This is a genomic window from Acidobacteriaceae bacterium (assembly GCA_028283655.1).
Lineage (GTDB): Bacteria > Acidobacteriota > Terriglobia > Terriglobales > Acidobacteriaceae > Granulicella.
In genome coordinates, this window is the sequence record JAPWKE010000003.1 from 2357225 (window position 1) to 2377277 (window position 20053).

Genomic DNA, 20053 nt, shown 5'->3' on the forward strand with positions numbered 1-20053 from the left:
ATACAAAGTAAAAGGAGATTTAAATGAACTTTGCCTCTATCCTCCAACCTGACAACAGCGCTTCCAAACACTTCTTCACCAGCTTCAGCACGGGCAGTAAATTCTTTGTCCTTCTCTTTATGGCCATCTTTATGAGCATTCCGGCCTTCTTCGTCGATAGTCTTGCCGATGGCCGCGCCCAGACTCATCATGCAATAACAACCTACGACGACAAAGGCATCGTGCATCCGCCCGCAGCAGTTCTTGGCATCAGGCTTGCTGACTCGTACCGAGGCGTTACTCGTTCATTGAAATACATCACTCTCTTCCTTGGCCTCGTCTTTCTCACGTACTTCATCTTTGAGGTACGCTCAGGCCACAGGGTTCACATTGCGCAGTACGCCCTCGTAGGCGTTGGCCAGACAGCCTTCTACCTTCTTCTCTTGTCGTTCGCCGAGCACCTTGGTTTTGATCTTTCCTTTCTCATTGCAGGCGCGGCTACAGTTCTTCTTTTCTCCTTCAATGCAGAATGGCTCTTCGGCAGTCGCCAACACAGCAAGCAAGCCTTCATCATCTTCGGTCTTCTCTACGCGTTCATATACGTCCTGCTTCGTCTCGACAACTATGCCCTGATGATCGGAGCTCTGGTCAGCTTTGGAGCCGTGGCCGCGACCATGTACCTAACCCGCAACGTCGACTGGTATGAAGGCAGAACGGCGCCCGCCGGAGCAACCCCGAACGCCACATCGCGCCACTCTTTCCTCGACTAAACAATTCCTCGACCAAACAGAATGGCTGCATCGGCACAATCGATGCAGCCGTTCACCGCTCTCCGACATGTCATGGTGCATCCTAATACTCATGGCAAACGAACTCACTACAAGACGACTCGGCAACAGCGACCTGCACCTCACCCGCATCGGCTTCGGCGCATGGGCCATCGGTGGCGACGACTGGGCGCACGGCTGGGGACCACAAGACGACAACGACTCCATAGCCGCACTTCACCACGCCATCGACGTTGGCATCAACTGGATCGACACCGCCGCCGTCTACGGACTCGGCCACTCCGAAGTAATCGTTGGCAAGGCCCTCAAGTCCGCCGGCAGCAAGCCCTACATCTTTACCAAGTGCGCCATGACCTGGGGAGAAGACCGCAAAATCGTTCAGTCCCTGAAGAAGATTCGCCAGGAGTGCGAAGACAGCCTCAAGCGCCTCGACATCGACACCATCGATCTCTACCAGATCCACTGGCCCGTACCCGACGACGAAATCGAAGAAGGCTGGCAGGTCATGGCCGATCTACAGCGCGAAGGCAAGGTTCGCTACATCGGCGTCTCCAACTTCACCGTTGAGCAGATGAAGCGCGCGCAAAAGATTGCCTCCATCACCTCGCAGCAGCCACCTTACTCGGCAATCAACCGCAGCTACGAAGCCGAGAACCTCCCCTTCTGCCTCGAGCACAACATCGGCGTCATCAACTACGCGCCCATGCACAGCGGTCTACTCACCGGAGCCATGTCCCGCGAGCGCGTTGCTACGCTGCCCGACACCGACTTCCGCAAGCGCGCCAAGAACTACCAGGAACCGCAACTCAGCAAGAACCTCGCGCTCGCAGAAAAGATGAAAGAGATCGGCACGCGTCACAACGTCATCGCCGGCGTCATCGCAACCGCGTGGACTCTCCACAACCCCGCCATCACGGCAGCCATCGTTGGCGGCCGCAATGCCAGCCAGATCGACGGCGTCCTCCCTGCAGCGTCGTTCACCCTCACCGAGGCCGAGTACGAGGAGATCAACAGCTTTCTCGCGCAGAACCTCGAATAAGCAACTCTTCCTACGCAAAAAAGCAGGCCCGGCGATCACTCGCCGGGCCTGCTTCCGTCTCGATCTACTTCACCAGAGACACGTCATACGTCCCCATTTTCCCGCTGTTGTTATCACGCACGACGAACCTCAGAGTCATCGCCTTTAGAGCAGGTTGGGCCTCGAAATAGAAGTTCGCAAGTTCTTTTTCATCATGCAGGTTGACGTCAGTTTTCGCTGTCGCGGAGCCGTTATTCGCAACGTGCCCTATAGGCCGACCTCTCTTATTGAGCGAAACCGCCATAACGGTAACATCGGCCTTTGAAGAGCCATCGTCCTGCGGCTGCCAGGCAAGCTCCGGGGCCTGCACCCGAACGATCCAATCATCTTCATTGGCCTCTGCGTCGGTATTGTGATCAACAATCAACGCCAAACCGTTCATCGGCCTTGAGCTCGTTGCCGCCGTGCTCAAGTCATAACTCAGCTCATGTTTCGCGTTATAAGCTGACACCGTCCCACCGTAATACCCCTTACGAGTCGTCACAACAGCATCCGGGCGACGACACACGACACGAATATTGCGATACTTCAGCGCATCATTGCTCTTGTTCGTCGGCGAATAACTCATCGTGTAGTACTGCGCAGAGTAATTAACGCTAATCGCTATCTGGTGAGCGATGTTATTCATGTTGCGGATCGTGCGGCCGCCTGTAACCATGCTCAGGGTATTGAACCCAAGTGAGGTATCCACCGGATCCATCTGTGCCGCCGGTAGTTCTCCCATCAACCCGGCAAAGGCCATCTCCTGGAAATCAGTGATCTCACTCATCCCTGCCGCAGAGCTTGTCGGGTCCACAACATACAACGTCATGCGTGCATCCAGTAACTCGTTGGAGACGTGCCTGACCGTATCGTCTACCTCACGATAGTCATTGTGCGCCAGAGACTCAGGATCAAGCGTAGGGAACCCACCACCAACCCAGATCAGATTCTTACGGCCAGGAATACGCCCATAAACCTGCGTCATCTCCTGGAGTGCACGCAGCGTGGTTTCCAACCGGGTGATTGGCCCGTTATCAGCCTTCCCCTTCAGCTCCAGGTCCCACGAGTACTTCACAGGAGACTTCTTCAACGCATCTTCAAGCTTGCTTCGGTCGCGAGTAAACTCCTGCAGCAGCTTGAAATGATCCTGATACACCACCAGCAAGGTCGTCGGCTGGCCTAGTACTGCTGGCTGCTTCGAGAGATACTCTGCCATCTGGCGTCGCGCAAAAGAGCTATCCGCGAAGTGCGTATTCAATTGATCAAGCACAAGGATGTTAACGGCAGACTGCCCGAAGTTTGCAGGCTTTGCTGGATCAAAGACCTGCGCCTTCGCCTGCTCCGGCGTTTGCTCTTCGGTGGGAAGCTGATGCTCCGAAGGCTTTTCGAAATTACGAATGGTTTGTGGCTGCTTGTTCTCAAAAATCGCAAAATCATCGCGAGTGAGATCTGTGATTGGCTGCCCCTTCTTATCGGTAACAACAACATCCAGCACGACAAGACGAGAAGTAACTTGAATCGTGTTGCCACCTGAAGCAATAGATTGCTGGGCAGAGACAACACCATGTGCCATCACAAGAAGAATGGCAGCCAGCAATGGTACAAAACACACTCTGTATGTACGAGAAAGAGTTGTTGCGATCTTCAAACGAGACCTCAAAGTGCGGAGTCCGAAGCAAACGACTAAGGCAGGCACAACACCAAAAAATCAACGGCATACTTCCCGCTGCATGCGCCGAACTTTCTGATACAGAGTACGACGAGATCACCAGCTTCCAAATAAAAAACGATGCAGGACGCAGCAGAGCCCAGCCGACCGGCTGGGCTCTGCTGCATCCTGCATCGAAACTCTTACTTCTTCGTTATCGCTACATCGAACGACCCCATCTTGCCATTCGTTGCATCACGAACCACAAAACGCAGCATCACAGCCTTCGGCGCAGGCTCCGCCGTAAAGTCGAAGTTTGCGAGCTTCGCTTCATTACGAAGATTCACGCCTGCACGCGCCGTTGCCGATCCATTCTTGGCAACATGCGTCAGCGGCCTGCCCTTCTTATCCAACGAGACAGCCATCACGGTGACATCGGCCTTCGAAGATCCATCCTCCATCGACTGCCACGTCAGCCCTGGTGCCTGAACATGAATAATCCATTCATCATTCAGCACCGCAACAGAAGTGTTTCGCTCTACCGTTATATTCAGCCCGTTCAGCCGCTGCGAACTCGCCGCTGCCGTGCTCAAGTCGTAGCTCAACTCATGCTTGGCGTTGTACGCCGGCACATTGCCGCCATAGTAGCCCTTGCGCGTCGTCACCACAGTGCCAGGCCGCTTGCAAACCACGCGAATCTTGCGGAACTTCAAAGCATTGTCGCTCTTGTTCGTCGGCGAGTAGCTCATCGTGTAGAACTGATCCGCATAGTTCACGCTCACTTCAATCTGGTGCGTGATGTTGTTCATGTTGCGGATCACACGGCCACCCGTCACAGAGCTCAGCGTATCGAACCCCGCAGCGCTATCCACAGGATCGATCGGCGCAGAGCCAAGATCGCCGCTCAACTGAGCGAACGCCATCTGTTGAAAGTCCGTGATCTCCGTCATCGGCGGAGCAGAACTCGTCGGATCAATCGCATACAAAGTCATGCGTGCGTCGAGCATCTCGTTCGTCACATGCTTGATGGTGTCATCCACTTCGCGATAGTCGGTGTTTGTCAACGACTCAGGATCGAGCGAAGGGAAACCAGCGCCCAGCCAGATCAGATTCTTACGCCCCGGAATACGGCCGTATACCTGCGTCATCTCCTGCAACGCACGGATCGAAGTCTCCAGGCGAGTGATCGGCCCATTGTCCGCCTTGCCTTTCATCTCCAGCTCCCACGAGTAACTCACAGGGGCTTTCTTCAGCGACTCTTCCAGCTTGCTACGATCGCGCGTAAATTCCTGCAGCAACTTGAAGTGGTCCTGATACACCATCAGCAGCGTCGTCGGGTGATTCAGCGCTTCAGGCTGCTTTGCCAGATACTCCGCCATCTGACGGTGCGCAAACGAGCTGTCAGCAAAATGCGTATTCAACTGATCAAGAACCAGAATGTCGACCGCCGACTGACCGAACGTCGAAGGCTTCGCCGGATCGAATACCTGCGCCTTAGCCTGCTCCGGAGTCTGCGCATCATCAGGAAGTTGGTGATCCGACGGCTGCTCGAAGTTACGAATCGACTGCGGCTGGTTATCCTCGTAGATATCAAAATCATCACGAGTAAGATCAGGGATCGGCTGACCCTTCTTATCGGTGACGACCACGTCCAACACCACCAGGCGCGACGTGACATGGATTGTGCTTCCGCTCGGTGCAGCAGCCTGCTGCGCCGAAGCCATCCCGGAAGACAACATTAAAAGAATGGCGCCGAGCGCCTGCGCTCTACGCGCTCCAGATAGGTGGGTGCGATTTGTTGCGATCTTCAAAATGAGACCTCTATGTACGGTGTCCAAAGTTTAAATGACGTGCAGAAGTCACTGCGAGTTTCACACAAACGTAGAGTAACGGACTAACATGACAGTACACAGCCGCAAAGTCTATGTCCGCGGCAGGAGATTGCTGAATGAACCGATCGAAACTTCGGCTGCTGGCACGCCAGGCCGCTGTAGCAACATTGATGTTTGCACTCGCAACCGAGCCGACCTGGGCATGGGGCCGTGATGGTCATCGCATCACCGCTCTCGTTGCAGAGTCTTACCTGACGCCTTCGGCCAAAGCCGCCATTGCCGAACTCCTGCACGGTCAACGAATTTCCGACATCGCCTCATGGCCAGATGAAATTCGTTCCAGCCGTCCCGAGACAGGCCCCTGGCACTACATCGACATTCCTCGCTCTGCTGATAAGTTCGATCGTGATCGCGACTGCCCCTTGAACTCCAAGGATCCGAAGAGCCCCTGGCGCGACTGTGTCACCGATCGCATCAACTACTTCGAAGGCCGCCTCGGCGATGATTCGCTCACTGAGGACCAGCGTGCCGAAGCCCTTAAGTTTCTCGTTCACTTCATTGGGGATATTCATCAACCGATGCACGCTATCGGTGACGACCGCGGCGGCAACAGCATCCGCGTCAACTTCCTCGGCTCTCCTCAGTGCGGCAACTACAAGTGCAACCTGCACGGCGTCTGGGACGAGTCAATCCTCGAGCACCGCAATCTTAGCAACGAGAAGTACCGTGACCTCCTTCTTACGGAGATCAAGGACAACAACTGGCTACGTATGAGCGGCGGCGAACCGGTTACCTGGGCCAACGTCTCGCATCACTACGCTGTTCTTGCCTACGCACCGAACGGCGCTCTCCTAGACAGCAAGTACGTCGCAGAAGAGACCAAGGTAATTGATGCTGAACTCGCACTCGGAGGACTCCGTCTGGCTCGAGTCCTGAACCGCATTCTCGGCGACCCAAGCCAGCAGGACCCGACCCGCCAGCAGGCACCCGCTGTAGCCGCGCCTGCCCCGGAAGCAACACCTGCACCAACCAAGTAGTTTCCAAACACATCAAGTAAGCGAACGGGCAGCCTCATAGGCTGCCCGTTCGCTTGCTGGCTACACATCACTGCTTGAGATCAAACACAAACAATCATTGCACAAGAGAGGCGACCCGAAGGCCGCCTCTCTTGTTTACATTCCACGCACTTTAGAAGTGGAGCCGTGCTGCCAACTGAAGCTGACGTGGTGTGTAGGTATAGTTGCTGTTCGAGTTCGTGTAGGTACCGAAGTTCGGCTGAAGTGTCAGTGTGTTTACAACGCTGTCTACCCCAGAGGAGTTAACGCTGCCCGTATAGCTTAGGTTGTAAGCGGTGCTCTGCACACCAGTGACATTTTGATGATTGAAAACATTAAACACTTCAGCAAAGACTTCAAAACGAAGCCGCTCAAGGCCAAGGTGGTTAATATTATTCAGATAGAAGTTCTTACTTACACGAATATCAGCCTTATAGGTATTCGGGCGGTGAAACTGATTCCGCTCAAGCCCATCAATACGACCAGAAGTGCCACCTGCGCCGTTAGCGCTACGAACACCTGAAGCACTTTCTCCTGGATACCCCGAGATATAGGGCGTAAATGCATAGCCGGTTTGCAGCTGCGCAACAGGAGCTAGACGCCAGCCTCCAAGAGCCATATCTCTCCATCCATGGAAGTGAGTGATCGGAGCATAGCTGAAGGCAACTACACCGCGCTGACGAATATCCAGAGAGCTATTGCCATACTCCTTCGATAAATCATTCGGATCAAGAATGTTGAAGTTGGGAACTCCTGTTCCGATGTAGGGGTTTGCGTCTAGGGAATGAGACCAAGTGTAATTGGATAGGAAAGAAAAACCATTCTTGTAACGCTTGTTGATCTGAATAGCAACGGCGTTGTAATTCGTGTTTACGTTTGAAGAGATCTCGAGAACACGATAATAGTCCGGATCAATGCGTGCACCGCGATAGACCTTCACAGGGATTGTGCCACTCTTGAAAGGCGCAGGTAGCCCGCCATGAGGATACGCAACCGCTTTGCTTGCAGGAAAACGTGGTGTGTTATTTACAACGTAATTCGAAAGATAGACGCCAGGAACAAATGTTGTCGAACTTGAGGAATACGGAACATACTGACTAAGGCTAAGATTTACGTCATTCGCGCTATCCAGCTTACGACCGTACGATCCCATGTAGGTAACCGTTGCCACCCAACCCTTGCCCAGATCCTGCTGAACATCGAGATCCGTTTCGTACACCTGCGGATTTTCAAGCTTTGAGTTCAAGAACCCGACACTCGGATGCGAGCTTGCCGTCGTTGTATAGCTGGCGCAAGAATGTGCTTGGGCATAAGTTAGAATGCCAGGGAAAACATTACGGCACGCTGCAGCCACAGATCCATCTGCACTAGGCCCGTAATCAGGATAAACACCAAGGATATTAATCTGAGAGTTTGGACCACCGGAGTTTTGATAGGTCTGAACAATATTGGCATTCACGATACGGCCAAAATACCAGCCATACCCTCCGCGAACCACCGTCTTACTATTTCCGAAGACGTTATAAGCAAAACCAAAACGCGGAGCAATATTGTTCCGGTCATCCGGTTTATTGTACGTATTCGGCATATCCGCTTTGGCAACATTCGACTTCAGGAACGATGCATTTGCGCCGTTTAGGTCCGAATTCGGTGTTGGGTTCATCGGAACGTACTGATACTCATAACGAACGCCAGCCGTCAACGTAAGCTTCGGTGTAATGCGCCAATCGTCGGTAAAGTAGCCTGCATACTCGCGTGTTGTGAGCAGCTCACCCGCGCCAACCGCGTTCACCTTGCCACTAGCATCGGGAACCGTAAAGCCCTGGCTGAAGCTCGAGTACAAACCTACGTTGGTATCGCAATATGCAGTTGAAGAAGTAGCTGCACAAGTGGAGCCGTCCTCATTATGGAAAGCGCCACCACCCGCATAATTATCACCACCCAGATTGATGGTCTTGTGCAAATAATCGCCGATGAAGCTGTAAGCCCAATCGTAGTTATAGGTTCCGTAGCCGTTGTACAGATTGTTGATGTAATCGCCAACCTTGTTATAGTCCAGCCCCCACTTCATCGTGTGCATGCCATGAGAAAGAGTCATGTCGTCCTTCAGTTGCAGACGACGTTCATCCGGCAATGCATAACGGTTGAAGAGTGCTGGTGTACCAGCATCGAATCCGCTGGCATCATAACCATAACCAATACTGAGGTCAGGAGCCGCCGAGTAGCAGGTTCCCTTGGGAGCGGAGCACTCACCTGTTGGCAGAGCATTCTGCAGGCCCAACTCATTGCTAGTCGGACGATTGCCACCAAACTCCGTTTCCATATCGCGACCGTACTGCGCGAGGAACGTATTCACCAGCGAGTTTGTCAGCACAGAGGTGTAACGGAAGATCGTGACATCCGCCTTCACAAAGTCATCGCCAAACGAGCCGCGACCATAGAAGTTAGAGGCCTGGGTCTGTGTTCCGTTCGGAGAATCCCAGCGTACGCGGTTGTACTGCAGGCTAATACGATTGCGGTCATTGATCTGGAAATCAATCTTCGGGAAGTTAATCGTCTGGTTACCAACGCGCGGAGTCAGACCAAAGAAAGACGACAGAACCTGTAGTCCCTGGTTGTAATAAGCTGCTGCTTGCTGATAAGGAAGAGCGGATCCAAGCGTGGTATCAGGAGCTATAGCTGCAGCCAGTGCGCAGGCACCGAAGTTGCCCTGATACGCAGAACCGGTCGGATACTGAGCAGTGTTCGTACCTGTCGGCGACGACAGGTTCCCAGTAATCGTAAAGCCACCCGAGTTGAAGCTGCCGTTCGAATACGCTGCAATTGGAGCACCAAAATCATAAGTGCCATAGGTATTGCTTGAACGGATGCAGCTCTCGGCAGAGCCAAGGTTCGGCGAAGCCAGGGCGAACATGTCATACGGATCAGAGGTGCGAGCAACACCCGGGAAGTTACGCTTCTGCTGATCGAACGCGTAGAACCAGAACAGGCGATCACGCCAAAGGGCACCACCGATGCCGAAGCCATACTGCTTGCGCCAGTCCTTCGGTTGAATCGTCTGCGGATTGATGCCTGTCGAGGAATTGAAGTTATAGAGCTGGGTGTACGCGTTTGTCGCGCCACCTAAGCCGTTGTCACGGTCATAGAAATAGGCCGAGCCATGGAGCTGATTACTGCCCGACTTCGTAACCGTATTGATCACGCCGCCTGCCGCACGCCCATACTCTGCCGAGTAGTTTGAGGTGTTCACCTGGAACTCCTGCAGCGAACCCTGGGTGACGGTATAGGCCGAGCGCGTACGTCCACGGGCTTCAGAGAAGTACGCCTGGTTATCATCCGCACCATCTACCGTGCTGTTGTTCAGCAGGTAGCTGATACCACGGAAGCTCAAAAGACCAAAGCCATCAGAGCTCGATACAACACCTGGGGTCAGCAAGGCAAAGTCAGACCAACGGCGACCATTGATCGGAAGATTCTCGATCGCGTGCTGGTCAATTGTGGTCGAAATGTCGGCACCTGTCGTCTTGATTGCCGCAGTGTCAGCCGAAACTTCCACCTTGTCCGTAACCGAACCTGCGAGCAACTTCGGCGCGACCATAGCGACGCCACCAACCGTGACAACGATATCCTTCGTTACAGACGTCTGAAAGCCATCCGAAGTAAAGGTCACGCTGTAAGTGCCAGGCTGAAGCTCCGGAACGCGGAACTCACCGGAGCTATTGGTTTTCACTGTACGGCTGAAACCAGTATCTGCACTTATTACGGTGACAGACGTTCCCGGCAGCAAAGCGCCGCTGACGTCTGTGACAGCACCAGCGATGGCACCGCTAGATGCGGACTGAGCGTAGGCCTTGGCCTCAAATGAAAAAGTCGATAGGGGCGTCAGCACCAGAGCAAACGCGAGAACTGACTTGGCGACGGAGCGATATGAAACGTGCATCCAGCAAATCTCCTGAACCTGTGACAGATACGACAAAGCAAAATCGGAAAATTCATTGCCGGGACAGATGATATTTCTGTCCCGGCAACCAAGGACTACTTGACTGTGAGGGTTACCGTGGTGGTTTGTGTACCCAATGAAACCGTCGGTGAACCTGCAGCCGTAACCGTCACCGTGTATGTGCCTGACGTTGTGGGGACCGATTTATCCGAGATCTTGCTGGAGCAGGCGGTAAGTCCGCTGGTAGCAATCAGCATCGCTAGAAGCATCGCTACCGTACCAAATCCAGCACCGAGCTTCCGACGACGCAGACCCACTAGAAGCGCAAGCCCTGCACCAACCAGCATCATCCACGAACGACGTCCACCCAAGCTGCTCAGTGTTGTAGGGTTCGGCGAAGTAATGATACCGAGAGACACGTTATAAGAAGTGGCGCAACGTGTCGCAGCAACTACCGCCGGGCTAAACACACAGGAAGCTCCAGCAGGCAGACCGGAACAAACAAGGCTGATGTTGCCCGAGTAAGAGGTTGTACTCAGCACAAGACCATACAAAGCGGTCTGACCCGCAGTTACGGTGCTTTGCGCTGTGATGTTTGGATCCGCTGCAACACTAAAGCTTGTATCGGCAGTCGAGAAAGCAAGTGCCGTAACCGATGTCGAAGTGTTGAACGACGTATCACCAGCGTACGTTGCGGTGAAGGAGTAAGAGCCAGCTGGGAAGGTCTGCGAGATCGTAGCCGTATTCGACGAGCTCAACTGTACCGGCGAGCCAAAGGCAACTTTGTTGTTATAGAACTGAACAGTGCCCGTTGCCGTACCTGCAGCACTTACTGTGGCTGTGATCGTCAGTGTGGTCGAGCTCGAGTACGCTGAGCTCGTGCTGCAAGTATCGCCACCAGTAACCGCCAGCGTGGTAGTGGTGGTGGGACTGGCTACATAAATGCCCGAAAGTGGGAATACCGTGGACTTACCAGCCGCACTGGTTACCGTAAGCGCTCCCGTAAACGTCTGCGGAGTCGTCGGAAGTGTTGCAGTCACGGGAACCGGGCAGTCCTTTGTGTTGTCAGAGTTCGTAACGCATGTTCCCGGTGTTCCGACAGCAAAGTTAGCCGAGCCTGTCGAAATGACATACGGTGTGCTCGTCGCTGGACCATCATTCACACCAAAGTGAATCGTCAGCGTATTCGTCGTCGCGTTCGACGTAAGAACTCCGAACTGAGCTCCGGTAGAGATTTCACGAACCAGGTTCGTTTCCGTGTCACCCGCGTAAACATTGCCGTAGGTGTCAACGGTCAAGCCATAAACACCGGGGCCCGGCAGGGTTGTGGAGGCGTAGGTCGTACCGCTCAAACCAAAGGTGGTCTGGGTTGCAGGGCAACCATCGCCATAAGTATCAGTGGCTGTAGCGCAAACAGTTCCTGCACCAGCGATCACATACTGTGAAAGCGTATCCGCATCGACACGAAGAATTGCACCGAGCGAGGCGTCAGAGAAATACACGTTGCTGTTTGCATCGGTCGCGACACCGAACGGGCTTCCAATAACGGTTGTACCTGCAGTCGTACGCGCTGCTGCACTTCCAGTACTATCCGCGATGCCTGCGAAATCCGTCAGTAACCCCGTTGAGCTGACCTTGCCGATGTAGTTGTAATACTCGTTGGCAAAGTAGACATTCCCTTTAGCATCGGGTGCCGCAGCGTATGGGTTATCAATGTAGGTGGCAGTTGCCTGAACGTTGAAAGTTGTCGTTCCATAGCTGCAACCATTCGTCGTTGCCGGAGCATTCGGACAGTCGCTTCCTGCGCTGGACGAGGATCCCAGAATCTTACCAATAGTTCCGCCGGGGATGCTGATTCCCTGCAGGGTCACTGCCGTGGAAGAAGGGTTGTAGACCAGTACAGCCTCTTTATACTCGTCCATCACGTACAGATTGCCTGCGGCATCGAAGGACAGGCTGTACGGCGCATAGAGATAGCTGGTTGTCGGCGTAATGCAGGTAGTCGTTGCAGTCGTTGTGCAGGTCGACGGATTAGCCGCATAGCCCTTGGCATTGCTGGCCTGACCAAGTACCAGGCTGATGGTTCCCGTCGTCGGAATCTTGCCATTCGTGGCCGCAATGCGGCGAACATGCGCGCCGCCCGTGGTACTTGTCGCGAAGTCCGCTTCGGAGAAATAGAGATCGCCATTCGAGGCAAACGCCAGCCCCATCGGCTTAAGCAACTTCACCGCAGTACCGAGGCAGCCGTCACCCAGTGCATCCGTGGAGGCGAGCGAACCGCATGCCGCACCAACGGCAGGGGTCGTGGTTGCACCACCCGCAACCGCCGTCACAATGTGCGTCGTCGCATCCACGCGGCGAATCAAGCCATTGCTGTAATCGCTGAAAAACACGTTACCATCAGCATCCGCAATCGCATACCGCGAACCTGGAGTTGCAGCTGCCGTCCCAAGGATAATCTCGGTAGCTAGGCAGCCATCACCGTACGTATCGGTCGGCGTCTTTCCAGACACTGGACACAAGCCACCGCTGAGCGCCGCTCCGCCGCCTGCGACCAGAACGGACTTAACCGGCAAAAGCTGTGGTGCCGTCTGGGCAAATGCACCGGCAGCGCCGCCAGTAAGAGACGCCATTGCCGTTACAAGAAAAGAAAGCTTTACTGCTGCATGTCGGAAGAATTGCACGAAAGGATCGCTCCTGGTTCAAAAGCAACGCATCGGAACGATGGACGTTCCGTATCACTCATGGTGGTCGGGTTTCCGAAAAGACAAATTACGGGACAGGAATGCCCCGGACGTCTCCTCGTGAAACGCGAAAAGCTTGGTAGATGTCCCCAAGATTAGCACGCACTCGCGCTTAGCGAACATTTTCTTATCAAGACAAAAAAGAAAGTTCCGGGCTAACTTCAGCCCAGAACTTTGAAATATCGACTCAACCTCTGAAAACACAAGGCTTGACTCTAGGCAATCGTTAAAGTACACCGCATGTCAGGTGCCTTCAGTTGCCAAATTTTCACACTCCAGCTTCGAAAAACGCAGCTACAGCGTCAAAATAACGGGGCCATCTTTTGTAATTGCCACCGTATGTTCGAAGTGTGCGCTCATGCTGCCGTCGGTCGTAATCGCGGTCCAGCCGTCTTCGAGCACCTTCACCTCGGCCGTTCCGGCATTGATCATCGGTTCAATCGCCAGCACCATTCCAGCCTTCAGACGCGGGCCCTTCCCTGCTTCGCCATAGTTCGGAACCTGGGGATCTTCGTGCATGTTCTTGCCAATGCCATGCCCGACAAACTCGCGCACGACGCCATAGCCTTCGGCCTCGCACATTGCCTGCACCGCATGGCCAATGTCGAACAGGCGACCACCAACAACGGCCTTATCGATCGCCGCATAGAGCGACGCTTCCGTCACTCGCAGCAGCTTCTCCGTCGCCGGTGAAATCGTGCCCACAGCATGTGTCACCGCTGCATCCGAGTAATAGCCATCCACAATCACACCACAATCGACGGAGACGATATCGCCTTCCTTCAGCTTGCCGCGGTCGCTCGGGATTCCATGAATCACTTCGTGGTTCACCGAAGTGCAGAGGATCGCCGGAAAGCCGCCATATCCCTTGAACGCCGACTTTACGCCCAGTTCCTTGACCTTGGCTTCCGCAGCACGCTCCAGATCCATTGTCGTCGCGCCCGGCTTTACCGCAGCTTTTACAGCGTCATGTACCTTGCGCAGGGCAATGCCCGAAATACGCATCTTTTCAATTTCAGCAGTCGTCTTGATTTGAATCGCCATCGGATTCCTACGTCTTTCCCAGCTATCGGCGAGCCGTTCGAGGTTAATGAAAAAGTTTGCGCGGCGACCGCGCCCAGCTATGCGCATATCCGCGACCTAAGCCGGATCAGGATGATGACGCAGCTTCAACAGTGCAGCACGAATCTCGTTCGTCACCACATCCACCGGCTGATCGCCATTGACCTCAGCGAAACGTCCGCCATGCGTACGGTAGTACTCAATCACCGCAGCCGTCTTGGCCTCAAACGCCTTCATGCGCTCGTAAAATACCTCTTCGGTATCGTCCTTGCGCTGCTCCAGCTTTTCGCCCGTCACATCACAGATGCCCTCAACCTTGGGGGGATTCGTGTAGATGTTATAGATCGCACCCGACGGCGCAATACGGCGGCCAGTAATGCGCTCCAACAGCACACGCTCCGGAACCATGATGTTGACCGCAACCACCGGCAGCATGTACGCGACAAGCTGGCCATCCAGCCACTCGGCCTGCGTAATCGTGCGCGGATAGCCGTCGAGAATGTAGCCATGCTCGGTATCGGGCTTCTTGAAGCGGTCCGCAACCATATCGTTGACCAGGTCATCCGGCACAAGCTGTCCCTTGGACATCAACTCATCGGCCAGCATTCCAAGCTCTGTCTGGTTCTTGCGATGCTCGCGCAGCAGGTCGCCCGTCGAAATCTGCGGAATGCCAAACTCTTCCATCAGCAGTTTGGCCTGCGTTCCCTTCCCTACACCTGGAGCGCCAAGAAGCAGCATTGGGCCAGGAAGAAAATCGCTCGCGTTCGGTAGTGGCTTACTCATAAAACTATTCGTCCTCAAAAACTAAGGGTCCAGAACGGATTGCGTTCTGAACCCTGGACCGTGGGTCCTGAACCCGATGGTCGGTTACCAGCTACGACGGCCTTTGATACGTCCGGACTTCGGCGCAAAACCTTCGTAGTGCTGCATGATCAACTGCGCTTCAATCTGCTGAACCGTATCCATCGCCACACCCACTACGATCAGCAGCGACGTGCCGCCAAAGTAGAAGTTGAGACCGAGACCGTTCGTCGTCCACGCCGGCAGCGAGTCGAAGATGTGTCCGACCAGCGGCAGGTGGTTGAAGTGGATGCCCGAGATCAGGAACATCGGCAGAATCGAAATCACGATCAGGTAGATAGCGCCCACCAGCGTGATGCGCGTCAGCACATCGTTGATGTAGTCGCTCGTACGCTTACCAGGACGTACACCCGGGATAAACGAACCATACTTGCGCATGTTGTCCGCAATATCGTCCGGGCGGAAGATGATCGAGATGTAGAAGTACGCGAAGAAGATGATCGCAACGATGTAGAGCACGACATACCAGGGCTCTGCGGGCTGCAACTGGCGCAGAATCCAGCCCATTACCTTCGTATCGCGCAGCGGGCCCGAGCCGAAGAGGGAGATGTTCTGCATCAGCAACGGTGCCGACAGGATCGACGCCGCAAAGATCACCGGCATCACGCCGCCGGAGTTCACCTTCAGCGGCAGGTACGAGGTCGATGCCTGCGAGGTCATACGACCTGTCGTCATCTTCGCAGCCTGAATCGTAATGCGGCGCTCCGAGCGCTCCACGTAGATGATGAACGCAACCACCAGGATCATCATGACCACGAGCACTACCATGACGATCGGCGTAGCCGCTCCCCAGGTATTGGTCTTGAACTTGACGTAGAGGTCCTGAATGCCCTTCGGCAGACCCACCACGATACCCGTGAAGATCAGCAGCGACATACCGTTGCCGATACCACGCTCCGTGATCTGCTCACCGAGCCACATGATGAACGCCGTACCGCAGGTCAGGGTTACGATGCAAAGCGGCACAAAGCCAGCCTTCGGAATCGTCACCATGGACTGGCCGGTCTGTGTGCTCGTCAGCGTCAGCGCGATGAAGAAGCTCTGAACGATCGCGAGAGCCACCGTGACGTAGCGTGTCCACTGGGTGATCTTCTTGGTACCGGCCTCGCCTTCCTTCTGCAGCTTGTTCAACGGCTCATAGATCACCGTAAGCAGCTGGAAGATAATCGACGCGGTAATGTACGGCATAATGCCAAGCGCGAAGATCGTCAGCTTGCGCAGGTTGCCGCCATTGAACAGGTCAAGCAGGCCAAGCGCCGAGCCGGAGTTCTGGTTAAAGAACTGCGAGAGCATGTCCGCGTTGATGCCAGGAGTCGGAATGTGCGCGCCGAGACGGTACACAGCAAGCAGGCCAAGCGTAAAGAAAATGCGCTTGCGCAGATCGGGAATGCGGAAGACGTTCTGGAGCTTTTCAAGCATCGAGGTGAGGAGCCTTACGAGAGCCAGACGTTTGTGCAGTGGGCAATGGGTGCGTTTGCTGCAGGTACGCCTGGTTGGGAATCTTGCGTTTGATTCTACGCGAGAAACGCGCTGCGGGGTTCCGCAACGCGTATCTCGTGTGCAAAAAAGGTAAGCCGGAGCGTTCTAGCCCCGGCCCAGATCCTTTGGTTAGGCTGCCGGAGCTTCCTGGCCGATCACGATAGCCTTACCACCGGCTGCTTCGATCGCCTTGGCCGCAGCCGCAGAGAACTTGTGCGCGTGAACCGTAACTGCGGTGGTCAGCTCGCCGTTTGCGAGAACCTTCACCAGCTTGTTGCGGCCCTTCACGATACCGCGCTCCTGCAGCGCTTCGAACGTCAGTTCGCTAACGCCCAGCTCGGCGATCTTGTCCAGACCAAGTACCAGGTACTCGGTGCGGAAGATGTTCGTGAAGCCACGCTTCGGCAGACGGCGGTGCAGCGGCATCTGGCCGCCTTCGAAACCGCGCATCAGCGACGAGCCCGAGCGCGATCCCTGGCCCTTGTGACCACGGGTCGAGGTCTTACCCATACCCGAGCCCATACCACGGCCGACGCGCTTCTTGTTGGAGTTCGCACCCTTCGGTGCAGAGAGGTTCGAAAGATTCTTTGCCATTGTTATCCTCGCTATCGCCGGAAGAACTTCTAGTCTTCGCCCTCAGCTTCTAACCAGGGGTGAAAACCGATGAGCCCGACCGACTCGCATGTTGTGGCCACTTTTTCAAGTGGCGAAGGGGATAGCTGCCAGCACGAAACCGACAGCTATACGCAAGTACTTAGTCGACGATACGAACAAGGTGAGGAATCTTCTTCACCATGCCGCGGATCGACGGAGTGTCTTCGCGCTCAACGATCTGGTTCAGCTTCGTAAAGCCGAGACCCTTCACGACGGCCTTGTGCTTCACCGGCGTGCAGATCTGCGAGCGGAAGTACTGGATCTTGATTGTGCTGGTCGCTGCCATTGTTCTTCTCCAAATGTCTCTAGGCACAGAGCCCAGAGGCCAGAAAACTTTCGTCGTTACTGGGCCCTGTACTCCGGGCCCGAATCCTGCTCTTAGAGCTCGTCTACCGACTTGCCGCGCAGTGCAGCAACTTCGTTGCGGTCGCGCAGCTGCTCAAGAGCATCGAAGGTCGCCTTGATGACGTTGTGCGGGTTCTTCGTTCCGAGCGACTTCGTCAGCACGTTCTGAACACCAGCAGCGGTCATCACAGCGCGAACCGTCTTGCCTGCGATCACACCGGTACCTTCAGGAGCCGGCTTCAGCAGAACCTCGCCTGCGCCGAAGTGGCCGAGCGTCTGGTGCGGGATCGAGTAATCGGTCAGGTTCACCTTGATCAGGTTCTTCTTCGCCGACTCGATGCCCTTGCGGATCGCCTGCGGAACTTCCTTCGCCTTACCCGAGCCGTAGCCCACAACACCTTCAGCCGGATCGCCAACGATCACGAGTGCTGCGAACGACATGTTCTTACCGCCCTTGACCACCTTGGTCACGCGGTTAATCGAAACGACTTCGTCCTTCAGGTTCAGGCGGTTTGCGTCAATGCGCTTTTTGAATGCCATATTAGGTCTCTTCTCTCTTTATGTTTTGTCCCCGGCACACCGGTCCGGAGCTTTCCTGTTTCGACTTGGCCCTGGACTTTACGCCCCGGGCCGAATCTTAGAAGTCGAGGCCAGCTTCACGAGCAGCATCGGCCAGAGCCTTGATGCGACCGTGATACAGGTAACCGCCGCGGTCGAATACGACCTTCTTCACGCCAGCAGCCTGAGCGCGCTCTGCGATCAGCTTGCCAACAGCCTTTGCAGACTCGATGTTGCCACCTGCGGTCTGCTCCGTGCCCTTCTTGGCCACCGTCGATGCCGAAGCGAGCGTTACGCCGTTCGCATCGTCGATGAGCTGCGTGTAGATGTGGTTCAGCGAGCGGTACACGTTCAGGCGCGGACGCTCTGCGGTGCCGGAAATCTTGCTGCGGATACGCGTGTGAACGCGCTGGCGGATCTCATTACGCTTGGGAATGTTGATCATTGAAATTTTCCTTTCCTAAAGACGTCGTCAGCCTCTGACGACGTTCGGTGAGCTTGTCATGGTTAGGGTTAAGATCCAGAGAAAGAACTTGTCTGCTCTCTGGACCCTACCCCCTATACCCTGTCTTACTTGGCGCCGGTCTTTCCGACCTTCTTCTTCAGCTTCTCGTCAGAGTAGCGAACGCCCTTGTTCTTGTACGGATCAGGCTTACGCAGCGAACGCATATCGGCAGCAACCTGGCCAACCTTTTGGCGGTCGATACCTTCAACCGTCACATGTGTCTGCTTCGGATCGATCGTCACCGAGATGCCCGTGGGCAGCGGAAACTCGATCGGGTGGGAGTAGCCGAGCGTGAACACAACCATGCCCGCACCCTTCATTTCCACGCGGTAACCGATACCGACAACGTCCAGTTCCTTCTTCCAGCCAGTCGACACGCCTTCAATTGCATTGAAGACCAGTGCGCGGGTCAGGCCATGGAAAGGCTTCTGCTTGTCGTTCTCGCGAACAACGTTCAGAACGCCGTCCTTCTCTTCGAACGTGATACCAGCCGGGACGAGCGCGCTCACCTTGCCCTTGGGGCCTTCAGCGAGGAACGAACCTTCGCTCACGGTGTACTTCACGCCCTTCGGCAGGGTGATCGGCTTCAAACCAATACGTGACATTTTCTAATCCTTTGGGTGGCTTGCGAGTCGCTCAGAATCATCCGAGTTCCACTGCAGCCGGTACAACAAGGGTCAGGAGCATAGCTCCACACCCGAAATACTTCACAAAAGCTGGGCCCCGGACACGACGTCCCGGGCCCTGTCTTTTACCAGACTTCGCAGAGCAACTCGCCGCCGACGTTTTCACGACGAGCCTGACGGCCGGTCATGACGCCCTTTGGCGTGGTCAGGATGGCGATACCGAGACCGCCCTGTACGCGGCGAATCTCGTCACGGCCAACGTATACGCGGCAGCCGGGCTTGGATACACGCTGCAGGTCGCGGATAGCGGCTTCGTTGTTTGCACCGTACTTCAGGTACACACGAAGAACCTTCTGGCCGTTCTCTTCTGCAGGCTTGTAGTTTGCGATGTAGCCCTCTTCCTTGAGGATGCGTGCAATCTCTGCCTTCAGCTTCGACGCAGGAACGTCAAGCTTCTGGTGGCGTGCGCCATGAGCGTTGCGGATACGGGTCAGGAAGTCTGCTACGGGATCAGTCAGGTTCATCTTCAGTTTCCTTCTTCCCCGTTAGCTTCGGGTCGTTTGCGACCGGAAGAACCTGCGGGAATGGTTGTGGTAATTCGCAGCAAGTGCGTCTCACCGTTCTTCGTTGCCGGGCTTGGCTAGGGCGCGATCTAGGCGCGCCCCGGGCTCCGGCCGAAGGGCGACTCATCGGAGTCGCTCTTCGCAATCTTTACAATAGGCCGTTTACCAGCTCGACTTCACAACACCCGGGATCTCGCCCTTGTGTGCCAGCGAACGGAAGCACAGACGGCAGATACCGAACTTGCGCAGGAAGGCGCGAGGACGGCCGCAGAGCTGGCAGCGGTTGTGCTGGCGTGACTTGAACTTCGGCTTCTTTGCGTCTTTGACGCGCTTTGCAGTAGTAGCCATTTCTCT

17 protein-coding genes are annotated in these 20053 nt (G+C 55.1%); 3 read left to right on the plus strand and 14 right to left on the minus strand.

The genetic code is table 11. The annotated features are described in order from the left end of the window. Positions 1-23 precede the first annotated feature (23 nt). Together PW792_12975 and PW792_12980 are read left to right on the plus strand one after the other, a co-directional pair. A complete protein-coding gene (locus tag PW792_12975; protein MDE1162841.1) occupies positions 24-749 on the plus strand; it encodes an inner membrane CreD family protein in 726 nt (241 codons plus the stop codon). A gap of 91 nt (positions 750-840) precedes the next feature. Next, on the plus strand, positions 841-1806 hold the full coding sequence (locus PW792_12980) for an aldo/keto reductase (GenBank protein ID MDE1162842.1): 966 nt from the start codon (positions 841-843) through the stop codon (positions 1804-1806). Positions 1807-1870: 64 nt separating this feature from the next. Here PW792_12980 and PW792_12985 read toward each other — a convergent pair whose 3' ends face one another. Together PW792_12985 and PW792_12990 are read right to left on the minus strand one after the other, a co-directional pair. Beyond that, the gene (locus PW792_12985) at positions 1871-3424 is read right to left on the minus strand and encodes a VWA domain-containing protein (protein MDE1162843.1); all 1554 of its coding nucleotides are present in this window, start codon (positions 3422-3424) and stop codon (positions 1871-1873) included. Between the two features lie 254 nt (positions 3425-3678). After that, on the minus strand, positions 3679-5286 hold the full coding sequence (locus PW792_12990; GenBank protein MDE1162844.1) for a VWA domain-containing protein: 1608 nt from the start codon (positions 5284-5286) through the stop codon (positions 3679-3681). A gap of 137 nt (positions 5287-5423) precedes the next feature. Between PW792_12990 and PW792_12995 the strand changes: the two genes are divergently transcribed. Next, positions 5424-6344, plus strand: coding sequence for a S1/P1 nuclease (locus tag PW792_12995; GenBank protein MDE1162845.1), 921 nt, complete (start codon positions 5424-5426; stop codon positions 6342-6344). 151 nt (positions 6345-6495) lie between these two features. Here the strand turns inward: PW792_12995 and PW792_13000 are convergent, their stop codons facing one another. The 12 genes from PW792_13000 to PW792_13055 form a co-directional block, all read right to left on the minus strand. Further along, entirely contained in the window at positions 6496-10302 is a 3807-nt protein-coding gene (locus PW792_13000) for a carboxypeptidase regulatory-like domain-containing protein (GenBank protein MDE1162846.1), read from the minus strand. Between the two features lie 95 nt (positions 10303-10397). Further along, positions 10398-12986 carry an Ig-like domain repeat protein gene (locus PW792_13005; protein ID MDE1162847.1) on the minus strand — a complete coding sequence of 863 codons (2589 nt, stop codon included), beginning with the start codon at positions 12984-12986 and terminating at the stop codon, positions 10398-10400. Between the two features lie 354 nt (positions 12987-13340). Continuing rightward, complete coding sequence (map, locus tag PW792_13010; GenBank protein MDE1162848.1) at positions 13341-14090, minus strand: type I methionyl aminopeptidase; 750 nt, start codon at positions 14088-14090, stop codon at positions 13341-13343. A gap of 96 nt (positions 14091-14186) precedes the next feature. Then, entirely contained in the window at positions 14187-14891 is a 705-nt protein-coding gene (locus PW792_13015; GenBank protein ID MDE1162849.1) for an adenylate kinase, read from the minus strand. Positions 14892-14975: 84 nt separating this feature from the next. Beyond that, a complete protein-coding gene (gene secY / locus PW792_13020; GenBank protein ID MDE1162850.1) occupies positions 14976-16388 on the minus strand; it encodes a preprotein translocase subunit SecY in 1413 nt (470 codons plus the stop codon). Between the two features lie 189 nt (positions 16389-16577). Then, positions 16578-17042, minus strand: coding sequence for a 50S ribosomal protein L15 (rplO, locus tag PW792_13025; GenBank protein MDE1162851.1), 465 nt, complete (start codon positions 17040-17042; stop codon positions 16578-16580). Positions 17043-17202: 160 nt separating this feature from the next. Further along, positions 17203-17388 (minus strand): 50S ribosomal protein L30, encoded by a 186-nt coding sequence (gene rpmD / locus PW792_13030; protein ID MDE1162852.1) that lies wholly within the window; start codon positions 17386-17388, stop codon positions 17203-17205. A gap of 92 nt (positions 17389-17480) precedes the next feature. Further along, positions 17481-17987, minus strand: a complete 507-nt coding sequence (gene rpsE, locus PW792_13035; protein ID MDE1162853.1) for a 30S ribosomal protein S5 — start codon at positions 17985-17987, stop codon at positions 17481-17483. Between the two features lie 97 nt (positions 17988-18084). Then, on the minus strand, positions 18085-18450 hold the full coding sequence (gene rplR, locus PW792_13040; GenBank protein MDE1162854.1) for a 50S ribosomal protein L18: 366 nt from the start codon (positions 18448-18450) through the stop codon (positions 18085-18087). 125 nt (positions 18451-18575) lie between these two features. Further along, positions 18576-19115: a 50S ribosomal protein L6 gene (gene rplF, locus PW792_13045; protein ID MDE1162855.1), complete on the minus strand. Its 540-nt coding sequence runs from the start codon at positions 19113-19115 to the stop codon at positions 18576-18578. A gap of 146 nt (positions 19116-19261) precedes the next feature. Continuing rightward, a complete protein-coding gene (rpsH, locus tag PW792_13050; GenBank protein ID MDE1162856.1) occupies positions 19262-19660 on the minus strand; it encodes a 30S ribosomal protein S8 in 399 nt (132 codons plus the stop codon). 201 nt (positions 19661-19861) lie between these two features. Further along, entirely contained in the window at positions 19862-20047 is a 186-nt protein-coding gene (locus tag PW792_13055; GenBank protein ID MDE1162857.1) for a type Z 30S ribosomal protein S14, read from the minus strand. Between the last annotated feature and the right edge of the window lie 6 nt (positions 20048-20053).